Genomic DNA, 19518 nt, shown 5'->3' with positions numbered 1-19518 from the left:
CGCGAAAGCACAACGGAAAAGGGCCGCCTCTCGGGACGGCCCTTTTTCATGTCAATCGCGTGGCATGCCAGCGCAAATGGTCGTCCATGAAGGTGGAGATGAAAAAGTAGGAGTGGTCGTACCCCTCCTGCATCCGCAGCGTAAGCGGTTGGCCGGCCCGCTCGCACGCGGTCTTGAACCGCTCGGGCATCAGGCCGGTTTCGAGAAAGCCATCCGCTGTGCCCTGGTCGATCAGGATGTCGCCATCAAAACGCTTGCCGTCCTCGACCAACGCACAAGCGTCGTAGGCCCGCCATGCGGATGTGTCGGGCCCGAGATAGCGCGCAAAAGCGCCGGCGGACCAATCCGCCTGCATCGGATTGACGATCGGCGCGAACGCGGAGCAGGATTTGAAGCGGCCCGGATGGCTGAGCGCAAACGTCAGCGCGCCATGGCCACCCATCGAATGGCCGAATATGCCCTGCCGGGACATATCGGCAGGAAAATGCGTTGCGATGAGCTCCGGAAGCTCGTCGAGCAGATACGACCGCATCCGGTAGTTCTGCGCGAACGGATCCTGCGTGGCATCGACATAGAACCCGGCACCCGACCCGAATTGCCAATTGTCGGGTTCGTCGGGAACGTCCGCGCCGCGCGGGCTTGTATCGGGGCAGACGACGATCAGCCCCAATTCGGCGGCGAGGCGCCGGTATTCGCCCTTGTCCATGACGTTCTGATGCGTGCAGGTCAGCCCCGAAAGGTACCAGAGCACCGGCAATTTCGTGCCCGCCTCATGGGGTGGCACGAAGACGGCGAAGGTCATCTCACAGCGGGTCTGTGCGGAATTGTGACGATAAACGCCCTGAACCCCGCCATGCGCCTTGGCGGTCGAAACGGTTTCCATGAGCACGGCTCAGTACAGCACGACCGAGCGAATGGATTCGCCCGAATGCATCAATTCAAAGCCTTTGTTGATGTCTTCGAGCCGCAGCGTGTGCGTGATCATCGGGTCGATCTCGATCTTGCCCGACATGTACCAATCGACAACCTTGGGCACATCTGTCCGGCCGCGTGCGCCGCCGAAGGCGGTGCCCATCCATTGCCGTCCGGTAACGAGCTGGAACGGGCGCGTCGAGATTTCCTGCCCCGCGCCGGCCACCCCGATAATCACCGACTTGCCCCAGCCGCGATGGCTCGCTTCGAGCGCTTGGCGCATCACCGTGACATTGCCTGTGCAGTCGAAGGAGTAGTCGACGCCGCCGATCTGATCGGCGCCGCGTTTGGTCATGTTGATCAGATGCGCAACGATATCGCCGTCGATTTCCTTTGGGTTGACGAAATGCGTCATCCCGAAGCGTTCGCCCCACGGCTTTTTGTCGTTGTTGATGTCGATGCCGATAATCATGTCCGCGCCCGCCATGCGCAGGCCCTGAATGACGTTGAGCCCGATGCCGCCGAGCCCGAAGACGGCCGCAGTCGCGCCCTGTTCGACCTTGGCGGTGTTGATCACAGCCCCGACACCGGTGGTGACGCCGCAGCCCACATAGCAAACCTTATCGAACGGCGCTGCCGGATCGATCTTGGCCACCGCGATCTCAGGCATCACCGTGTAGTTCGAAAAGGTCGAGCAGCCCATATAGTGGAAAACCGGCTTGCCGTTGTAGGAGAAGCGCGTCGTCCCGTCGGGCATCAGGCCCTGGCCCTGCGTGGCGCGGATTGCGGTGCAAAGATTCGTCTTGCGCGAGAGGCATGAGGGGCACTCCCGACATTCGGGCGTATAGAGCGGGATCACGTGGTCGCCCTTTTTTACGCTCGTGACGCCCGCGCCGACATCCACCACCACGCCTGCTCCTTCGTGACCGAGGACAGACGGAAAGAGCCCCTCCGGATCGGCACCCGAAAGCGTGAAATCGTCAGTATGGCAGAGCCCCGTCGCCTTGATCTCAACGAGCACTTCGCCCGCCTTTGGACCTTCAAGATCGAGTTCCACGATCTCCAATGGCTTACCTGCCTCGAAAGCGACCGCCGCGCGTGTTTTCATGCTCTTCCCTCAAATGTTGATAGGTTGGTTGGCCCTGCCCATACCGCATTGAAAAGTATGTGCCAATGCGTGCTTTAGGCGAAGAGTACGTCGTCCTTGATCGTTTCGGCGCGCACGCCATCGGCGAGATAGAAGAATGCGGGGATCATCGTGCCGCCGGTCTTGCCGGTTTCGCATTGCCGGATAACCTCGGCTACCAGTGCCCGCCCGCCCGCGCGCAGCGAGGAGTTGACGAGGGTCACGACCCCTTCGAGTGGCGCGAGATTGAGATATTGGAGCTGGTCGTTCATCGAGGCGATCATGATGTCCTTGCCGGGCTTCCTGCCCGCCTGTGTGATCGCGGCCAGACCCTCCATGGTGAAGAGAATCGAGGAATAGATGATCGCGGTCACATCCGGGTCTGCCAAGGCCAGTTCGGTCAATTGATATCCCGCATCGCCCATCGGATGTGTGCCTTCCAAATGCAGAACGGTGTCCGGCGGCAAGCCGAGGTCCCGGATCGCGGTATCGGCCGCCCGCCGGCGGGTACGAGCGTAAAGGTATTGCTCGTCGCCGTTGATGAAGGCGAACTTCCGATGCCCATTTTCGACCATCAGCTTGGCGAGATTGTAGAAAATCCCGTAATTGTCGATGTCCACCCAGCCATAGTCCTCAACGACTCCCTCCCGGCCATGAACGGCGAACGGCACCCCGGCTGCCTTGAGGAACGCAACGCGCGGGTCCTCAGGCCTCGGCACATCGACGATGAACCCGTCGACGCTGCCGTCCCGGACATAGCGTTCATAGGCTGCAAGCTGGCCTTCGGGCGGCTCTGCCGCAAGGATGATATCGTACCGGCTCAGCCGGGCTTCGCGCAGAGCCCCCGCCAAGACCTCGACAAAGTGCGGGTCGGCGAATTTCGCGTCGTGATCGGACTGCACCCAGGCGATTGTATGGCTGCGCTGGGTCACGAGCCGCTGCGCGTTGCGGTTGGGTGTATACCCCGCCCTCCGCGCCGCTTCGATGATCCGTTCGCGTGTTTTTTCGCCCACATCGGAATACCCGTTCAGCGCGCGAGAAATCGTCGTGATCGAGAGCCCCAGTTCGGTGGCCAGATGCTTGATTGTAACGCCGCGCGTGGGCGTTTCGTCCGCAGCTCTCCTTCGGCGTGGCGACGGCGCCATCACCTTCCTCCCGCAATATGTCTTCGACCGGCAAGCCGGCTCCTCCATGCGTCCGCTTATAGTGGTGGGCCGGGAAAAAGACCATGCCCTAACCCCTGTTGACGGCGGCTCTTTTCCATGCGTAATGAGGTCATATCCAAAACGTTTTGGAAAGAAAATTCGCTAGGGCAGGATCGCAAGAAGCAGCCGGGCCAGTGTTACGGCGCCACCCGCGATCGATTAGGGGAGACCTTCCAGGCCATGAGTCATTTTGCGCCTGATTCCACACAGTACTGGCATCCGACCGACACCTCTCCCCTCGACCGCAACTGGTGGCGCGGTGCGGTGATCTACCAGATTTATCCGCGTTCGTTTCAGGACCAGAACGGCGATGGCGTCGGCGATCTTGTAGGTATCACCTCGCGGCTCGAATATGTTGCGGACCTCGGTGTCGATGCGATCTGGCTGTCGCCCGTCTTCACCTCGCCGATGAAGGATTTCGGTTACGACGTCTCGAACTATCGGGACATCGACCCGATCTTCGGCACGCTCGAGGATTTCGACAGGCTCGTTGAAAAAGCGCACGCACTGGGTTTGAAGGTGATCATCGATCAGGTGATCTCGCACACTTCGGACCGGCATCCCTGGTTTGCTGAAAGCCGTGTCTCGCGCACCAACGAAAAGGCGGACTGGTATGTCTGGGCCGATCCCAAGCCGGACGGCTCGCCGCCTAACAACTGGCTTTCAATCTTCGGCGGCTCGGCCTGGCATTGGGACGGGCGGCGTATGCAGTATTATCTGCATAACTTCCTCGTCGCCCAGCCCGATCTGAACTTTCATAACCCGGACGTGCAGAACGCGGTTTTGGGGGAAATGCGCTTCTGGCTCGAGCGCGGCGTCGACGGCTTCCGGCTCGATACGGTGAATTTCTATTTCCATTCCGAGGGACTCGAGAACAATCCGCCGGTGAGCCCGGAAAGCTTTAACGCTTCGATCGCCCCGGCGGTGAACCCGTACAATCTTCAGGATCACATCTACGACAAGAGCCGGCCAGACAATATCGCATTCTTAAAGCGCATGCGTGTGTTGCTCGACGAATATCCGGGCAAGGCGACAGTTGGCGAAATCGGCGATGCGCAGCGTCAACTCGAAATCATGGCCCAATATACCTCGGGCGATGACATGCTGCATATGTGCTACACCTTCGATTATCTCGGTGGCGAATACACCGCGGCGCATTTCCGTGAGGCGATCGAAGCGACCGAGAAGGCCGCGCCCGAGGGCTGGATCTGCATTGCCTTTTCCAACCACGACGTCGTCCGGCATGTTACCCGCTGGGCACCGCATGGGCATGAGGAACGCTTCACGCGTCAGGCAGCGATGCTTCTTATGAGCATGCGCGGCTCGGTCTGCCTCTATCAGGGCGAGGAACTGGGCCTGGGCGAGGCGGAGCTTTCCTTTGAGGATCTCGTCGACCCCTACGGCATTGAATTCTGGCCCGAATTCAAGGGTCGGGACGGTTGCCGGACACCGATGGTATGGCAGGCCCACATCCATCAGGGCGGCTTTTCCTCGGCCAATCGCACGTGGCTGCCGGTACCCGCGCACCATTTGCATAATGCCGTGGACCAGCAGGAGAACGTCGCCAATTCGGTGCTCGAATTCTATCGGGCGATGCTGGTTTTCCGTAAGCAGCACCCGGCTTTGGCGAGGGGGAGTATTTCGGTGCGGCACGATACGCCCGAGGGTGTTCTGGCCTTTACCCGGACGCTCGAAGATGAAACGCTATTCTGCGCTTTCAATATGACTGCACAGCCGGTCGTGTATGACCTCGCGGGCGATGTGCCTGTCACCGATGCCGGCGCTCCCGGATCGGACGGGCAATTGGACGGCAATCGGTTGAGCTTTGGCCCGTTCGGGGCCTATATTGGGCGCATAAGCTAGGGCGAAGCCCGTTGGGAGGAAGAATGTCTGATCTCAAGATCACCAATCTTTATAAGAGCTACGGCAAGGTCGAAGTCCTCAAGGACATCAATCTCGACATCAAGTCCGGCGAGTTCGTCGTCTTCGTCGGTCCCTCCGGGTGCGGTAAGTCTACGCTTCTTCGAACCATCTCGGGTCTCGAGACGATTACCAGCGGTACGCTGGAGATTGGCGGTCGCGTGGTCAACGACGTGGCGCCATCCAAGCGCGGCATCGCCATGGTGTTCCAGTCCTATGCGCTCTATCCGCATATGACCGTGTTCGACAACATGGCGTATTCCCTGAAGCTTTTGCGCACACCCAAGGACGAGATGCGCAAGAAGGTCGAGGAAGCTGCCGATATGCTGCAGCTTCGCCCCTATCTTGACCGCCTGCCCAAGGCGCTCTCGGGCGGCCAGCGCCAGCGCGTTGCAATCGGGCGCGCCATCGTGCGCAACCCGCAGGTCTTCCTCTTTGACGAACCGCTTTCCAACCTCGACGCCGCGCTGCGCGTGGCGACCCGTATGGAGATTGCCAAGCTCAACGAGACGCTGCCCGATACCACCATGATCTACGTGACCCACGACCAGGTCGAAGCCATGACCTTGGCCGACCGGATCGTGGTTCTCAAAGATGGTGTCGTGATGCAGGTTGGCACGCCGATGGAGCTTTATGACAATCCTCAGTCGCTCTTCGTGGCCGGGTTCATCGGCTCGCCCAAGATGAATTTCCTGACCGGCAAGCATGCCGAAAAATACAAGTGCCACACAGTCGGCGTCCGGCCCGAACATATGACGATCTACGACAAGCCCGATGGCGGCTGGTCGGGCAAGGTGATCTATTCGGAAAACCTCGGCTCGGACAGCTTCATTTATGTCGATATCGGCGAGGAAGAGCCCGTGATTGTCCGCCAGGACGGCAAGGCGACCTATCATGCCGGTGACGAGATCGCCTTCGGGCCGGAGGGTGACCTGTTCCACCGGTTCGACGCAGAGGGTCGACCGTTGAATGACGGCTTTGCTGTCCCGGCCAAACCGGCCACGACGAAGTCCTCGTCGTCGGCAGGGCGATCCGGCCGTGCAGCCAATGCGTCCGCCGAAGGCGCGCCGGATGAGGGCGTTGTCGGCTCCGCGGGCGGCGTGGCGATGCCGGCAAAGAAGCCCGCCGCGAAAAAGCCCGCGGTGCGTTCAGCCGCATCCAAGGGCACGAGCGCCAAATCGACAGCACGTAAGGCACCCGCTCGCAAGTCACCGGCCAAGCCCAAGGCCTGATCGGTTTCCCGCTATGCCATGTGATTATTCTCGGTGCCGGGCGCTATGCGCCCGGTGCGCGCCAACAAGATTACCGGAAGAATTCCAATTACGATGATGATGAGCGCGGCGAGCGCCGCGTCCTCATATGTCCCGCGCGCCGCCTCGCCATAGAGCAGGGTCGAGAGACTTTCGAAATTGAGTGGCCGGAGTAGCAGCGTGGCGGGCAACTCCTTCATGCAATCGACGAAGACGAGAAGCCCCGCCGCCGTTAGCGCCGCGCGCGAGAGCGGGAGATGGACCTTTACGAGCGCCCCTGTCGCCGATTGCCCGAGCGTGCGGGCTGCGTGGTCGTAGGATAGGGGAATGCGGCTCAATCCTGCCTCGATCCCACCCGACGCGATGGCGAGAAAGCGGGCCGAATAAGCATAGACAAGCGCCGCACCCGAGCCGAGCAGGAGAAGCCCTGTCGAAAGGCCGAACCATTCGCGCATGGCGTGGTCGAGGGTGCGATCGAAAAAGGCGACGGGGATCAGAATTCCGATCGCCAGCACTGTGCCGGGCACCGCATAACCAAGCGTCGCAACACGCGCCATTGCGGCCGTCAGCCGATCCGACCTGAGGCGCGCAGCATAGGAGACGGCAAAGCCCATGAACAGAACGACCAGGGTGGCGATGGCCGAGAGGCTGACGGTATTAATCGTAGCGCGGATGAGATAGGGCGATACGCCTGCGAATTCGATCCTTTTAATGGCCTCGAAAAACAAGTAGAGCGCCGGACCGAGGAAGCCGATGACGATGGGCAGCGCACCCAGCGCGAACGCCAGCAGACCTTGGGCGCCTGCGAGACGGCGCGGCACCATCGGACGCGCCCGCTGCGCGCTATGGGCAAATCGCTGGTCGCGCCGCGCCCAGCGCTCGATGACGATGAGCATCACCACGAAAACCAGCATCGCCATCGCGATCTGCGCCGCTCCGGGCAGATCCGTGCGTATGATCCATGTCGTGTAGACAGACGCTGTCAAAGTCCGAATACCCAGGAACTGCGCCGCACCGACGTCGTTCAGCGCTTCCATGAGGGCAAGGCTTACCCCGACTGCAATCGCGGGACGGGCGAGCGGCAAAGCGACACGCCAAAAGACCGCCGAGCGCCGGACACCCAACGTCCGAGACACTTCGACGAGATTCGCGGCCTGGGTGAGGAACATCGCTCGCGTGGTGAGATAGACATAAGGGTAGAGCACGAAGCCGAAGATCAGGATCGCGCCCCACATCGACCGAATATCGGGAAGCCGAAAATCGCGCGGGCTGTCATAGCCCAAAACGGCCCGGATGACGCCTTGAACCGGCCCGAGCGGGCTGAGGACATCGAGATAAGCATAGGCCATGATATAGGTCGGTACGGCGAGGGGGAGAAGAAGCGCCCATTCGAGAATCCCGCGCCCGCGGAAATCGTAGGCCGAAACGATCCATGCAGCACCGGTTCCGACAAATGTGGCGATAAGTCCGGTGCCTATGAGCAGGATTGCGGTGTTCTGTACCGCCTGCGGCAGCACATAAGCGATGACATGGGACCAGAGCGTGCCGGTATCGCTCATGGCTGTCAGTGCGATGGTTAACACTGGAATAACCGCGAGCGTCGCCGCGAGCATGGCCAGACCGACCCATACCCTGCTGCCGCCGTGACGCCGTCTGCTCGCCTGTGCCGGAAGAACTGCTGCCATTAAGACCTGGAAAAAAGCGGCGGACCGATGGTCCGCCGCGGTGTGTCGTTAATTTCCGAACGTATCGAAGTTGACCTGATCGACCAACTCACTCGCCAGCGTGCGATATTGCACGATTTCGGTCAGCGGGATAGGGTCGGGTTCGAGTTCGCCGAAGGCTGCAATGATCGGATGAACTTCCGCCGTGCCCGTTACCGGGTACTCGAAATTGGCTTCAGCATAGAGCTTCTGCGCTTCGTCCGAGACGAGATATTCGAGAAGCTGCACCGCTTCCTCGCGATTGGGGGCATGCGCTGCAACCCCCGCGCCGGAAATGTTGACCTGCGTGCCACCGTCCTCAAAGGTCGGCAGGATCACCTTGATCTCGTCACTCCAGGCCTTCTGCTCGTCGCCGCCCGCGCCGCTGGCCATCAATCCGACATAGTACGAGTTGCCGATCGCGATGTCGCAGACACCGGCCGCGATATCGCGCGCGCCGTCGCGGTCGCCGCCGGCGGCCACGCGGGCCTGATTGGCCTTCACGCCTTCGAGCCATTCGAGCGCAGCTTCCTCGCCATGATGGGCGATATAGGCTGCAAACAGCGCTGTGTTATACGGGTGGTGGCCTGAACGGATGCAAAGGCGCCCGCGCCATTCCTCATCATCGAGCTGCTCATAGGTGAACGTATCGAGATCGAGGTCCTTGGCCGCATAGAGCACGCGGGCACGACCCGACAGCGCGAACCAGTTGCCTTCCGCATCGCGCAGCGCTTCGGGGACAGCCGCTTCGAGAACCTCGGACTCGACCGGCTGGGTCAGACCCTGATCCACGAGACTGCTCAGAACGCCGAAATCGACCGTCATCAGGATGTCGGCGGGCGAGCTTTCACCCTCTGCCAGAACGCGCTCGGCAAGGCCATCCTGGAGGAAAACGGTGTTGACGGTAATGCCGGTCTCCGCGGTAAAAGCGTCCAGGATCGGCTGGATCAGTCCCGGCTCGCGGGTGGTATAGATGTTCACTTCCTGTGAAACCGCCGGAGCGGCAGCTGCCAGCGCCAACAGGCCGGCGGCGGTAAAGGTCTTGAAGGTCGTCATAAGGAGACTTTCCCAGTTCGGTTAACCCAAAGGGCGCCATCGGCCAAAACGCGCCCATGCCGCGCGTTAATTCATACTTGATGATGCAAGTCAAGTATAATGAAGACAGTTTAGAGGCATTCTAAACTATTGTAATCGCTTGGTTACTTTGGGTTAGGCTCGGGGGAGGGTGGCGCGTGCGGTTTCGTCCGCCGCAAAGACGAGGACATCCTCCGGTTCGATACTGACCCGTACGGTATGTCCTACATCGAGCCCCGATCGCGCGCTTGTTCGCATGACCAGCGGTTCGCTCATGCCTTCGACCGCCAGGCCGACTTCTTCGATCTCCCCCAGCAGAACACGGCTGGTGACTTGTGCTGCAATGCCTCTGCCGTTGAGCTTGATGGCCTGTGGGCGGACATAGAGATAAACCGGACCGGCACTCCCGCAGGTTGCCGGGAACCGACCTAGAGGACTGTCGAGCCAATCGCCCGATCTGCGTGCCGGGATGCGGTTAACTCGGGAAAAGAACTCGGCGGCATAGGCGGTCTGGGGATAGGTGTAGATCGCGTCGCCTGTGCCGGTTTCGATCACCTTGCCCTTGTGCATGAGAACGACCTTGTCGCCGAGCGACAGCGCTTCCTCGGGATCGTGGGTTACAATGATCGCGGTCGTTCCCAGCGCACGTAGCACCGCACTCGTTTCTTGCCGGATGCTGTCGCGCAGCCGCCGGTCGAGGTTTGAAAACGGTTCGTCCATCAAAAGGACGTGCGGCTGGGGCGCGAGCGCCCGGGCCAGCGCGACGCGCTGCTGCTCTCCGCCGGAAAGCATATGCGGATACCGGTTCGCCAGTGCATCGATCTTGAGCCTTGAAAGCAACTCGTCAGCACGCGCGCTGGCGGATTTGCGGCCGAGATGGTTCAGGCCGAACAGGATGTTCTGACGGGCGGTCAGGTGCGGGAAAAGGGCATAGTCCTGGAACATGAAGCCCACATTGCGGTCTTCAGGTTCAACGAAGATATCCGGACCGGTGACTGTGGTGCCGTCGAGCGAGACCGAGCCGGCATCGATATCCTCGACCCCGGCGATGACACGTAAAAGCGTGGACTTGCCACAACCCGACTGACCCACAAGGCAGGCGACCTCACCCTTCGCGATATCGAGCGACACGTCATCGAGCGCCGTAACCGCGCCGAAGCGGCGCGTGACGTTCCGAATTGAAAGGGTAGCTGTTTTCGTCTGGATCATATCTCGTCACAAGCGCCCCGGGGGGCCTTTTGTCAAGACGCTCCCGGCTGGTTGACGACCAGCGTAGCGGGAATGCTGAGCGTCATCAGCGTGCCGGTTTCGCTCGCAGGTGCCAGGTTGAGTGAGCACGCATTGACCGCAGCCAGCGAGCGCGTGAGCGTTAGGCCGATGCTCGACCGTACGGGCACGCGCGCACTTCCGTTCTTATCCTGCCCATCGCGGAAGACGACGAACTGCTCGGTGAGCGCATTGGGAGACTTCGCCGCGTCGCGCACATGGATCGAGACCGCGCCATCAGGTTCACGCTGGGCCGAAAGCACAACTTTGCTGCCTTCCCCGCTTTGCGCGATGGCACTCGCGAGCATGTTGAGGATGGTTTGCTTGAGTGTTCCTTCATCGGCCCGAACATACGGCAGCCGCTCGGAAACCGCACTGCGCAGGAGGACACGAGCGGATCCCGCGTGCCCCCTGACCCGCACGAGACAATCCGCCAGCAGCGTCGCAAGATCGATATCGGCTGGCGAAAGCTGCATCTCGCCATTGGCGAGTCGTACGAAATCGTCCAGTTCGTCCGCCAAATCGCCGATGGCTTGACCGGCGGCCTTAATGTCGCGGGCATATTCGAGATAACGCGGATTCGCGATTGGGCCGAAGGCTTGGGCAGCGATAAGTTCGGCGAATCCCGAAATTGTGTTGAGTGGCCGCCGCACTTCACGGCTGATGCGCGAGAGCGTTGCGGTCGGAACGCCTGTATGCGCGGCAGTGCCCAACGTTTCCGGCATTTCGAGGATGCCGAAATAGCCCGAGACCACACCGGCGCGGCCCTGCGCAAAAAGCTTGAGTCGCGTGCCGCGGTTCTTGCCCCTGAGCGTCACCGCAGGGCGCCGGGATTCCGCGAAGCGCGCTGGAAGTTCGAGGAAACGGTTGAGGTCGGCCTTGGCGTCTGGAGCGATGAGCGTAGTGAGCGTCATGCCGAGCGTGGGCGCGTCGTTGTCCTCGCCGCTCGTACTGACTTCGGTGATTACGCCATTAGCATCAGTTGCAAGGAAGAGGTCGCCTGACAGGCTCGCCGCCAATTGCGCGAAGCGTTTGACCTCGCCCTCATTGAGCGCGTCGCCATCCTGCGCGCGCGCCGAGAGCATGAAGGCGTTGCGGCCCTGCCAGGTGACTGTCTGCAGCCGTGCGGCAACGGAGATCTTCTCGCCGTCGCGCCGTACGAGTTGCGTAACCGGTCCGGCAGGCTCGGAAGTGTCGACGGTTGGGAAAATGGTAGCAAGTCCGAGTGCGCGCAATGCTGTCGCATTCTCGTAGCCGGTCAGGTCGACGAGCGCGCGGTTGGCGAAGAGGATGTCCTGGTCGCGGAAGATGAGGATACCGAGGGGCAGGCGGTTCAGCACGAGCGTCTCATCGCTCAGCGGGACGAGGGAACCGGTTTCGCGCGGTACTTCCGGCGCCGGTTCGGCGGGCTCGGAAGGCTGGGGCTCTGCATCGCCTCCGATCCGGTCGTTGAGAATGCGTGCGAGTTCCTCGAAATTGTAGCGTGCCGACCGGTCTTCGGGTTCGGGGGGCTCGGCTTGCGTCTCCTCATGTTCGGGCGGCTCGGCCGCATAAGTCGCCTTGGGCAGGGTCAGCCCGCGCCCGGTGATCTGCCACAGTCCGGCGCGCTCGCTGACGTCCTGGTCTGCATCGGCGGTGAACACCTCGGTGTCGTCGACCGAGGCTTCTTCGCCCCAATCGCTTTGCTCGCCTTCGTCTTCTTCCGGGAGCGTCTCCGGGGGTGGAGTGGGACGCTCGGGTATCGCCTCGGGCGGGAGCGGGAGGTCGTCGGCTTCGCTCAGCGGTTCATAGAGCGCACCGCTATCGGCCAGCCGGGACACCAGAGCGCTCAATCCGCTGCCGGCAGATTCGGCTGTTTCCTCTTGAGGTGCCTCCTCGACGGTTTCTTCGTCTTCCGAAGCCGGCGCAACTTCTTCGGCTTCAGGCTCGGCGGTCACCTCCTCGACGGCCGCTTCGGGTATCTCGTTATGGGGCGGAACGGGTGCAGCGGCGGCGCGGATGTCCTCGGCGATTGGATCGACGCCAACCACCAGCAGCGCCGGACGCTCGTCGCCCAAATCCAGCGATGTGCACACGCAGGTGGCTGACAGCGGCTTGCGGCCGGCGACGAACTGCATCCGCGACAGCGTGGACTGACCCAAAAGCCCAAGCCGCAGAATGCGGGTGATCTGGCCCTTGACGGGTTCGGCGGGCTCGGCGCGCTTGAGCCCGGACGATTTGATCTTGGCGCCGAAAAGCTCGGCGGCATCGTTGTGCCACAGAAGCTCTTTGCCGCCATCCGCCCAGAGCCACGCCGGACGGGGATCGCCTTGGAGCGCGAGCGCGCGGTGCGCGTCGGGCTTTTCTGTCCAATCCTGGTTCATCCGCGAGCCTGCTACTCCATTCGCCCCGTGCCTCTTTATCTGTCCCGATTTGGGACAACCTTTGCCGGGATTTTATCAAGTCTTAAATATAGTGCGCGAAGCGCTCGGTCCATCCACGCTGCGCTAATGCGTCGCGACAATCTGCCGGATGGTTAAGAACCCAACCGAAAACTCGGACGGGTCCGCCTTGCGGGTCTTGTTTGTTCCCGAGAAGGGAAAAATCCCTCGCAAGTCCTCAACCGCCGAGTTTTCGGTTGGGCTCTAAGAGGAAAACTGGTCAATCGTCTGAAAACGCCTCTTGTCTTTGCGATCGTCTCGACCTATGGTCCGCCCCGTTCCGAGCCGTGATGCGTTTGGCACCGGTCGGGCGCTCCTCATGCCGCCTTAGCTCAGTAGGTTAGAGCGCTAGATTGTGGATCTAGAGGTCCCCCGTTCGATCCGGGGAGGCGGTACCATCCTCCTTTTCTAGATGACGACGACCTTGGCACCCACGGGCACGCGGCTATAAAGGTCGACGACGTCCTCATTGGTCATTCTGATGCACCCCGAAGAGACTGAGCGGCCGATGGTCCAGGGCTCGTTGGTGCCGTGAATGCGGTAGAGCGTCGACCCGATGTAGAGCGCACGAGCGCCCATCGGGTTGTTCGGCCCGCCCGGCATGAAGGTCGGCAAACCCGGCTGGCGTGCGTGCATTTCCGCCGGCGGCGTCCAACTGGGCCATTCGCGTTTGGCGCTGACCCGATGCGTTCCCGACCACTCGAAACCCGACCGCGCCACGCCGATGCCGTAGCGCATCGCCTTGCCATTCGGCATTACGAGATAAAGGAAGTGCCGGCCGGTATCGACGACGAGCGTGCCCGGTGCTTCCGACGTCCGGTAGTTGACGACTTGTCGCAGGAGCGCCGGGTGGCTGACATAGCTTGTCTGGTATTGCAGGGCGTTCGTCGGCCGGCTCTGCGTCAGCTCCATGCCCGGCGGCGGGCCGAACATCGCGTTCATGAATGCTCTTGATGAGGCGGCGAGAGAGGGCGTGGCGAGCGCCAGAGAAACGGCGATGCCCAGAACGATACGCAACATGACCCGGTCCGATACGCTGGTAACTTTTTTGATCGATGCCGCAGGAAACACGGCTTGTGAGTCATTGTGCGCAAAGAGGGCAAAGATTGAGTCAAATGTGATGGTTAAATACCGCTTCAGCGCTATGGTTGCCCAAACGTGAATCACCAAAATGCGCGAGAGGACAGGATGGACGTGGAGATCACGCGCTGCGACTGGGCCGGCAGCGACCCGCTCTACCAGCATTATCACGACACCGAATGGGGGTATCCGGTCGATGACGACACGCGGCTTTTCGAAAAGCTGTGCCTTGAAGGGTTCCAGTCCGGGCTCTCGTGGCTGACGATCCTCAAAAAGCGCGAGAATTTCCGCGCCGCCTTCGCCGGGTTCGATATCGAGACGGTCGCGCGCTTTACTGAGGCGGATGTGGAGCGCCTGCTTTCCGATGCGGGGATCGTGCGCCATCGCGGCAAGATCAATTCGACCATCAACAACGCCCAGCGCGCGCTTGCGTTGAGGGAGGAATTCGGATCGCTCGCGGCCTATTTCTGGCGCTTCGAGCCCCGGCCCGAGGATCGTCCGGGTGATTTGAGCTGGGAAAGCCTGCGCCAGATTGCGACGACCCCGGCCTCGACGGTGCTTTCGAAAGATCTCAAAAAGCGCGGCTTTTCGTTCGTGGGGCCGACGACGTGCTATGCGTTCATGCAGGCGATGGGGCTGGTGAACGATCATGTTACCGAATGCCACTGCCGGGAGAAGGCAGAGGCCGAACGTGCGGCGTTCGTGCGACCGGTCTAAGGGCGCACCTGTTCGTCCGGCGACCCTCGAGCCCCGGTGTCAAATAGCGTGGACGGTATGCGGCGAGACGTGCCTCATACTGATTATAGATGCGAGACGAGTCTCGCCGCATACGTCCGGGATTTTTGGCTTGGCGTCCGCTCGGGCTGGGGCCAATCCCCGCCAGGTTTCCCCGGTGACCACAGGATCGCTGTGGCTGGCCACGGTGACGTTTGGGCCTCCGCTGGGACGACTCCCATCGGACCCGGACCGGTCCCGCCCAAACGTTCGTTGCGCCTGCGCCCATCAAAAGCGGATCCGTGAGAGGTATAGTAATCGAGGTTTCGGGGGCGGGGATAAGTTTTGAGGCGGAAACTTCGGCTTCTCGCCGAATACCCCCCTCCCATCCTCCCCTTGACGGGGAGGGATGGGGAGGGGTGGGACACGGTGCGTGGGGGCTCGAAGGGACGGAGATACGCCTGGTTCGCCGTTATCTCCGCCCCGATGCGCTAATACTGACTATCCCTGAAACTTAAGGGATGAACCTTGCGCGGCAACGCCCCGGGAAAGATCGCCTCGGGCGGCATGCCGATGTCGTCTTCGATCGGCGGCAGACCAACATCCTTGCGCAGGTAGTTGGGCAGGTGCCGGGCGATGCGCCTTTTCTTGCGCTCTTCGCTCCAGATCAAAGCGACGAGAGCAGCCCTCAAGACACGCCATGCCCCATGCTGGGCAATCAGGTTTTCGATCGAAACATGCGGAACGCCAGCGTCCGCGCGCAAATGCACGTTTTGCATAGTCAATTATCCAGCCGCCAAAGGCGAGCTGGCTCCTTTTGGAGTTGGGAAATGGGCCGGCACCCGCTTTACGGGCGTCGATCCGGGGTGAAATTGAAGGGAATCCTGGCGTCAGGACGCAAAGGTGCCGGCGTCGGGAATCGCTATGGTCGGGAGTTGTGCTGGAAAGACCGGAGCCTTTGGGCGGCCCGGAAAGAGGGCTGCCTTAGCCGCGACGCATAATATTATAATGGCGAAGCGGATTTACTGCGGACCAGCCGGTGCCTTCGACACAACGGGTTGTGGCGGTAACAGATGCTGTCATGGATGCGCCTCCCGAGGGATTGGTGTCAAAGCGAGGCTGCTTGTAGATCACGAATCCGTCATCGCCAACCCACGCCGGGACAGAATGTCGCACATCACGCTTGGCTGTGACATATCCGCAACAGCGTGCCGCTTGCCTTGTCTCTAAAAGGCTAATCGGCTAGGAACGGCGCGGATTTGCACACTGCCCGATCATGGGCGACTTCGGAGCCGCAAAGACCAATGTCCAAGAAGAATACCGCGCTCATCACGCCGCGCCTGCCGCGCGGCTTTGTCGACTTTGAACCTGCCGAACTCGCCGCCGTCGATGAGATGATGGCGAAGATCAGGAAGGTCTATGAGCGCTATGGCTTCGATCCGGTACAAACGCCGTTCTTCGAATATACCGAGGCGCTGGGCAAGTTCCTGCCCGACACCGACCGGCCCAATGCCGGGGTTTTCTCGGTGCAGGACGACGACGAGCAGTGGATGAGCCTGCGCTACGACCTGACCGCGCCGCTCGCGCGCTATTTCGCGCAGAACTATCAGGATTTGCCAAAACCCTTCCGCTCGTATCGGGCGGGGTGGGTGTTCCGGAACGAAAAGCCCGGGCCGGGGCGGTTCCGGCAGTTCATGCAGTTCGACGCCGACACCGTGGGTGCCGCCGGGCCGGAGGCGGACGCGGAAATCTGCATGATGATGGCGGATACGATGGACGCGTTGGGGCTTGCGGGGAAGTACGTGGTGCGGGTGAATAACCGCAAGGTGCTTGATGGTGCTATGGAAGCTGTAGGTGTTGTAGACGCCGAACAGAAGCTAGCGATTATGCGGTCTTTCGACAAATTGGATAAGTTTCCGGTCGAAGAAATAGTGAAGCTTCTTGGTTCCGGTCGGAAAGACGCGAGTGGTGACTTTACGAAAGGTGCGGGCCTTTCTGACGAACAAATCACAAGGCTCATCAATCTCACTGGCTGGGGAGAAGCCGGTTCCGGTTCGGCGGGTGTTGCGAATGGCATTACCATAAACAATATCCGTTGCGCATTTGAGGATAGCGCGCTGGTTTCCGAGGCTTGTGACGAGCTTGAGATTATGGAGTTGTTTTTCGGCGCTGCAGGCTACTCGGAAATGGGGAACGAACGCATCAAGATCGATCCCTCCGTCGTCCGCGGTCTCGAATACTACACCGGCCCGGTTTTTGAGATTCAACTTACCTTCCCCGTCACCAACGAAAAGGGCCAGGAGGTCGTCTTCGGCTCGGTCGGCGGCGGTGGGCGCTATGACGGGCTCGTTTCGCGCTTCCGCAATGAGGAAACGCCCGCAACCGGGTTTTCCATTGGCGTCTCGCGGCTCGCGCACGCATTGCAGCTGACCGGCAATTTGGGCACCGAACCGGTGACCGGGCCCGTCGTCGTGACCGTCATGGAGAAGGACCGGATCGCGGACTATCAGCAGATGGTCGCCGAGCTGCGGGCCGCCGGTATTCGGGCCGAGATGTTCCTGGGCTCGTCCAAGAACATGGGCAAGCAGATGAAATACGCCGACAAGCGCAATGCGCCGGCGGTGGTAATTCAAGGTTCGGACGAGCGCGAAGGCGGGATCGTCCAGATCAAGGACCTCGCCGAGGGCGCCGAGGCGGCCAAGTCGATCACCGACAACGCCGCCTGGAAGATGGAGCGCCCGGGGCAGTATTCGGTGCCGCGCGGGGAGATGGTGGAGTTCATCAAGCAGATCCCGGCGGTCGCCGCGTGGATGAAGGCGAACGGGTGATAGGGCGGATGAGCGCAGAACGTCGGTCATGCGCGGGGGCTCACATTAGGCCCGGTTTCCCTTCTCCCCTTGAGGGAGAAGGTGGGCCGGCGCAGCCGGGTCGGATGAGGGGTGCTCCTCTCTGGCGTGCACCCCTCATCCGACCTCCGCTACGCTCCGGCCACCTTCTCCCTCAAGGGGAGAAGGGAAAAGTGCTATACTGCCGGAGCTTTTACGATGCGTGAGTATCGGAGCCACGCCCGCCGCGAAGCGCTCAAGGGGCTGGTGTCGGGCGAAGGGATCGCCTTCGCCGCGACGCCGATCCTCGTGCCGCCCGCACCGTATTTCGACCTCGCGGGGGAGGAATTCGGCGCGCGGATGATTTTGACGACCGCCGCCGATGGCGCGGAATTTTGCCTGCGGCCCGATTTCACGCTGCCCATTGCCATGGGGCATCTCGAGGCGGGAGGGGCGACGCCGGCGGCCTATGGCTATCTCGGCCCGGTCTTCCGCCAGCGCGCCGATGGGCCGGCCGAATTCGATCAGGCCGGGCTCGAACTCCTCGCCCAGCCCGACGCCGAAGCGGCGTTGGAGCGAATAATCCGGTTTGCCCGCGACGTGCTGGAGCTCTACGCGGTGACCGAACCCCGCGTGCGCGTGGGGAGCATCGACCTTTTCGAAACGCTGCTCGCCGCCTGCAACATGCCCGACGTCTGGCGCCCGCGCATCCGCGCGCGTTTCGGGCACCCTGAGGCCATGGCGCGGCTTTTGGACCGGCTGGCCGATCCGCACAAGCCCACCGAAGGGCCCAAGGGAATGCCGGTCGAGGACATCGCGGACTGGGTGCGCGAGTTGATGCTTACAAGCGGACTGAGCCTTACCGAAAGCCGCTCGCCGGAGGAAATCGCGTGGCGCTATGTCGAAAAACAGGCGCTCGAGGCCGCGCAGGTGCCCGGCGAGACGATTGCGCTCCTAAAGGCATATCTCGCGATTGACGGTGAAGCCGGTGCCGCGCTGGGGCGGATTGCCGATCTGGCCATTCATGCGGGGATCGACCTTGGCGCGACGCTCGAGGTGACCCACCAGCGGCTGGCGCAGCTTCGGAACGGCAACGCGCTCGGGGCGCTGACATTTGACGCCGGGTTCTCGCCGCGGCTCGATTATTATACCGGCATCACCTTCGAGGTGACCGGGCGGGACGGGGCGGTGCTCGCCTCGGGCGGGCAGTACGACCGGCTTTTGAAGCGTCTGGGCGCAAAGAGCGATATTCCGGCCGTGGGGTGCGCGGTCTGGGTGGCGCGGCTGGAGAAGGAGGCGGGGCGATGAGCACGATCATGCTGGCGCTGCCGTCCAAGGGACGCATTCAGGAAGATGCGGTCAAGGTGTTCGCCGATGCGGGGCTGCCCATTGAACGGCCCGGCGGGGCGCGGTCGTATCTTGGAGATATGGCCGGGATGCCGGACGTCGTCGTGCGCTTCCTTTCGGCGTCGGAGATCGCGCGGGAACTCATTCGCGGCACCATTGATATGGGGATTACAGGCGAGGACCTGATTCACGAAACCGCCGAGATGGGGCCGAGCCAGGTCGAGATCGTCAAGCGCCTTGGCTTCGGGCGTGCCGACGCGGTGGTGGCGGTGCCCGATGCGTGGATCGATGTGACGGCGATGGACGATCTTTCGGACGTCGCTGCCGACTTCCGGGCGCGGCATGGGCGCTGGCTCAAGGTGGCAACGAAATTCGTCAACCTGACGCGCCGGCACTTCGCGTTAGCCGGAATTGCGGAATACCGGATCGTGGAAAGCCTCGGGGCGACCGAGGCGGCGCCGGCCTCGGGCGCGGCGGATTTGATCGTCGATATCACCTCGACGGGCTCGACGCTAAAGGCCAACGGGCTGCGCATTCTTGAGGACGGTGTGATCCTCAAAAGCGAGTCTCTGTTGATGGTTTCGCGCAACGCCGACTGGCCGGACGAAAAGCGCGCAACGCTCAATGCGCTGCTTGGCAAGATCGGCGCGGAGCCGTTCGGGTAAAGAAGAAGGGG

At 61.7% G+C, this 19518-nt stretch carries 14 protein-coding genes, 1 tRNA gene and 1 pseudogene; 7 read left to right on the top strand and 9 right to left on the bottom strand.

Features of this window, described 5'->3' with window-relative positions; genetic code table 11:
• Positions 1-46: 46 nt before the first annotated feature.
• The 3 genes from fghA to LG281_RS07880 form a co-directional block, all read right to left on the bottom strand.
• Complete coding sequence (gene fghA / locus LG281_RS07890; protein WP_404406053.1) at positions 47-883, bottom strand: S-formylglutathione hydrolase; 837 nt, start codon at positions 881-883, stop codon at positions 47-49.
• A gap of 9 nt (positions 884-892) precedes the next feature.
• Positions 893-2020 (bottom strand): S-(hydroxymethyl)glutathione dehydrogenase/class III alcohol dehydrogenase, encoded by a 1128-nt coding sequence (locus LG281_RS07885; RefSeq protein ID WP_404406051.1) that lies wholly within the window; start codon positions 2018-2020, stop codon positions 893-895.
• A gap of 74 nt (positions 2021-2094) precedes the next feature.
• Complete coding sequence (locus tag LG281_RS07880; protein ID WP_404406049.1) at positions 2095-3183, bottom strand: substrate-binding domain-containing protein; 1089 nt, start codon at positions 3181-3183, stop codon at positions 2095-2097.
• A gap of 240 nt (positions 3184-3423) precedes the next feature.
• Between LG281_RS07880 and LG281_RS07875 the strand changes: the two genes are divergently transcribed.
• Entirely contained in the window at positions 3424-5106 is a 1683-nt protein-coding gene (locus LG281_RS07875; protein ID WP_404406047.1) for an alpha-glucosidase family protein, read from the top strand.
• Positions 5107-5129: 23 nt separating this feature from the next.
• Positions 5130-6131: pseudogene (locus LG281_RS07870) on the top strand (ABC transporter ATP-binding protein); the annotation flags it as partial.
• A gap of 275 nt (positions 6132-6406) precedes the next feature.
• Here the strand turns inward: LG281_RS07870 and LG281_RS07865 are convergent.
• From LG281_RS07865 to LG281_RS07850, 4 genes are all read right to left on the bottom strand, one after another.
• Positions 6407-8098: an ABC transporter permease gene (locus tag LG281_RS07865; RefSeq protein ID WP_404406045.1), complete on the bottom strand. Its 1692-nt coding sequence runs from the start codon at positions 8096-8098 to the stop codon at positions 6407-6409.
• Positions 8099-8146: 48 nt separating this feature from the next.
• Positions 8147-9172, bottom strand: coding sequence for an extracellular solute-binding protein (locus LG281_RS07860; RefSeq protein WP_404406043.1), 1026 nt, complete (start codon positions 9170-9172; stop codon positions 8147-8149).
• 153 nt (positions 9173-9325) lie between these two features.
• Positions 9326-10399, bottom strand: coding sequence for an ABC transporter ATP-binding protein (locus LG281_RS07855; protein WP_404406041.1), 1074 nt, complete (start codon positions 10397-10399; stop codon positions 9326-9328).
• 32 nt (positions 10400-10431) lie between these two features.
• Entirely contained in the window at positions 10432-12819 is a 2388-nt protein-coding gene (locus tag LG281_RS07850; protein ID WP_404406039.1) for a histidine kinase dimerization/phospho-acceptor domain-containing protein, read from the bottom strand.
• A gap of 378 nt (positions 12820-13197) precedes the next feature.
• On the opposite strand from LG281_RS07850, the gene LG281_RS07845 reads away from it, so the two are divergent.
• A tRNA-His gene (locus tag LG281_RS07845) sits at positions 13198-13274 on the top strand.
• A gap of 10 nt (positions 13275-13284) precedes the next feature.
• Here LG281_RS07845 and LG281_RS07840 read toward each other — a convergent pair.
• Positions 13285-13896 (bottom strand): L,D-transpeptidase, encoded by a 612-nt coding sequence (locus LG281_RS07840; protein WP_404406037.1) that lies wholly within the window; start codon positions 13894-13896, stop codon positions 13285-13287.
• 168 nt (positions 13897-14064) lie between these two features.
• Between LG281_RS07840 and LG281_RS07835 the strand changes: the two genes are divergently transcribed.
• Positions 14065-14673: a DNA-3-methyladenine glycosylase I gene (locus LG281_RS07835; RefSeq protein WP_404406035.1), complete on the top strand. Its 609-nt coding sequence runs from the start codon at positions 14065-14067 to the stop codon at positions 14671-14673.
• Between the two features lie 488 nt (positions 14674-15161).
• On the opposite strand, the gene LG281_RS07830 is transcribed toward LG281_RS07835, so the two are convergent.
• Complete coding sequence (locus tag LG281_RS07830; RefSeq protein ID WP_404406033.1) at positions 15162-15449, bottom strand: hypothetical protein; 288 nt, start codon at positions 15447-15449, stop codon at positions 15162-15164.
• 525 nt (positions 15450-15974) lie between these two features.
• On the opposite strand from LG281_RS07830, the gene hisS reads away from it, so the two are divergent.
• The 3 genes from hisS (at position 15975) to hisG (ending at position 19507) form a co-directional block, all read left to right on the top strand.
• A complete protein-coding gene (gene hisS / locus LG281_RS07825; protein WP_404406031.1) occupies positions 15975-17498 on the top strand; it encodes a histidine--tRNA ligase in 1524 nt (507 codons plus the stop codon).
• A gap of 216 nt (positions 17499-17714) precedes the next feature.
• A complete protein-coding gene (locus LG281_RS07820; RefSeq protein ID WP_404406029.1) occupies positions 17715-18803 on the top strand; it encodes an ATP phosphoribosyltransferase regulatory subunit in 1089 nt (362 codons plus the stop codon).
• Positions 18800-19507 (top strand): ATP phosphoribosyltransferase, encoded by a 708-nt coding sequence (gene hisG / locus LG281_RS07815; RefSeq protein ID WP_404406027.1) that lies wholly within the window; start codon positions 18800-18802, stop codon positions 19505-19507. The genes LG281_RS07820 and hisG overlap by 4 nt, the downstream gene beginning before the upstream one ends.
• The last annotated feature ends 11 nt before the right edge of the window (positions 19508-19518 follow it).

It is taken from the genome of Pelagibacterium halotolerans, from assembly GCF_044811015.1.
Classification (GTDB): Bacteria; Pseudomonadota; Alphaproteobacteria; order Rhizobiales; family Devosiaceae; genus Pelagibacterium; species Pelagibacterium halotolerans_A.
Note: the sequence above shows the minus strand (reverse complement) of the source record. Positions and strands in the feature narration are given on the sequence as shown.

Excerpts from the sequence above, each read along its gene's own strand:
- LG281_RS07855 (WP_404406041.1), bottom strand. The coding sequence starts at position 10,399 with ATGATCCAGACGAAAACAGCTACCCTTTCAATTCGGAACGTCACGCGC.
- LG281_RS07820 (WP_404406029.1), top strand. The coding sequence starts at position 17,715 with ATGCGTGAGTATCGGAGCCACGCCCGCCGCGAAGCGCTCAAGGGGCTG.
- LG281_RS07880 (WP_404406049.1), bottom strand. The coding sequence starts at position 3,183 with ATGGCGCCGTCGCCACGCCGAAGGAGAGCTGCGGACGAAACGCCCACG.
- LG281_RS07860 (WP_404406043.1), bottom strand. The coding sequence starts at position 9,172 with ATGACGACCTTCAAGACCTTTACCGCCGCCGGCCTGTTGGCGCTGGCA.
- hisS (WP_404406031.1), top strand. The coding sequence starts at position 15,975 with ATGTCCAAGAAGAATACCGCGCTCATCACGCCGCGCCTGCCGCGCGGC.
- LG281_RS07835 (WP_404406035.1), top strand. The coding sequence starts at position 14,065 with ATGGACGTGGAGATCACGCGCTGCGACTGGGCCGGCAGCGACCCGCTC.
- LG281_RS07865 (WP_404406045.1), bottom strand. The coding sequence starts at position 8,098 with ATGGCAGCAGTTCTTCCGGCACAGGCGAGCAGACGGCGTCACGGCGGC.
- LG281_RS07830 (WP_404406033.1), bottom strand. The coding sequence starts at position 15,449 with ATGCAAAACGTGCATTTGCGCGCGGACGCTGGCGTTCCGCATGTTTCG.
- LG281_RS07885 (WP_404406051.1), bottom strand. The coding sequence starts at position 2,020 with ATGAAAACACGCGCGGCGGTCGCTTTCGAGGCAGGTAAGCCATTGGAG.
- hisG (WP_404406027.1), top strand. The coding sequence starts at position 18,800 with ATGAGCACGATCATGCTGGCGCTGCCGTCCAAGGGACGCATTCAGGAA.
- LG281_RS07840 (WP_404406037.1), bottom strand. The coding sequence starts at position 13,896 with ATGTTGCGTATCGTTCTGGGCATCGCCGTTTCTCTGGCGCTCGCCACG.
- LG281_RS07875 (WP_404406047.1), top strand. The coding sequence starts at position 3,424 with ATGAGTCATTTTGCGCCTGATTCCACACAGTACTGGCATCCGACCGAC.
- fghA (WP_404406053.1), bottom strand. The coding sequence starts at position 883 with ATGGAAACCGTTTCGACCGCCAAGGCGCATGGCGGGGTTCAGGGCGTT.
- LG281_RS07850 (WP_404406039.1), bottom strand. The coding sequence starts at position 12,819 with ATGAACCAGGATTGGACAGAAAAGCCCGACGCGCACCGCGCGCTCGCG.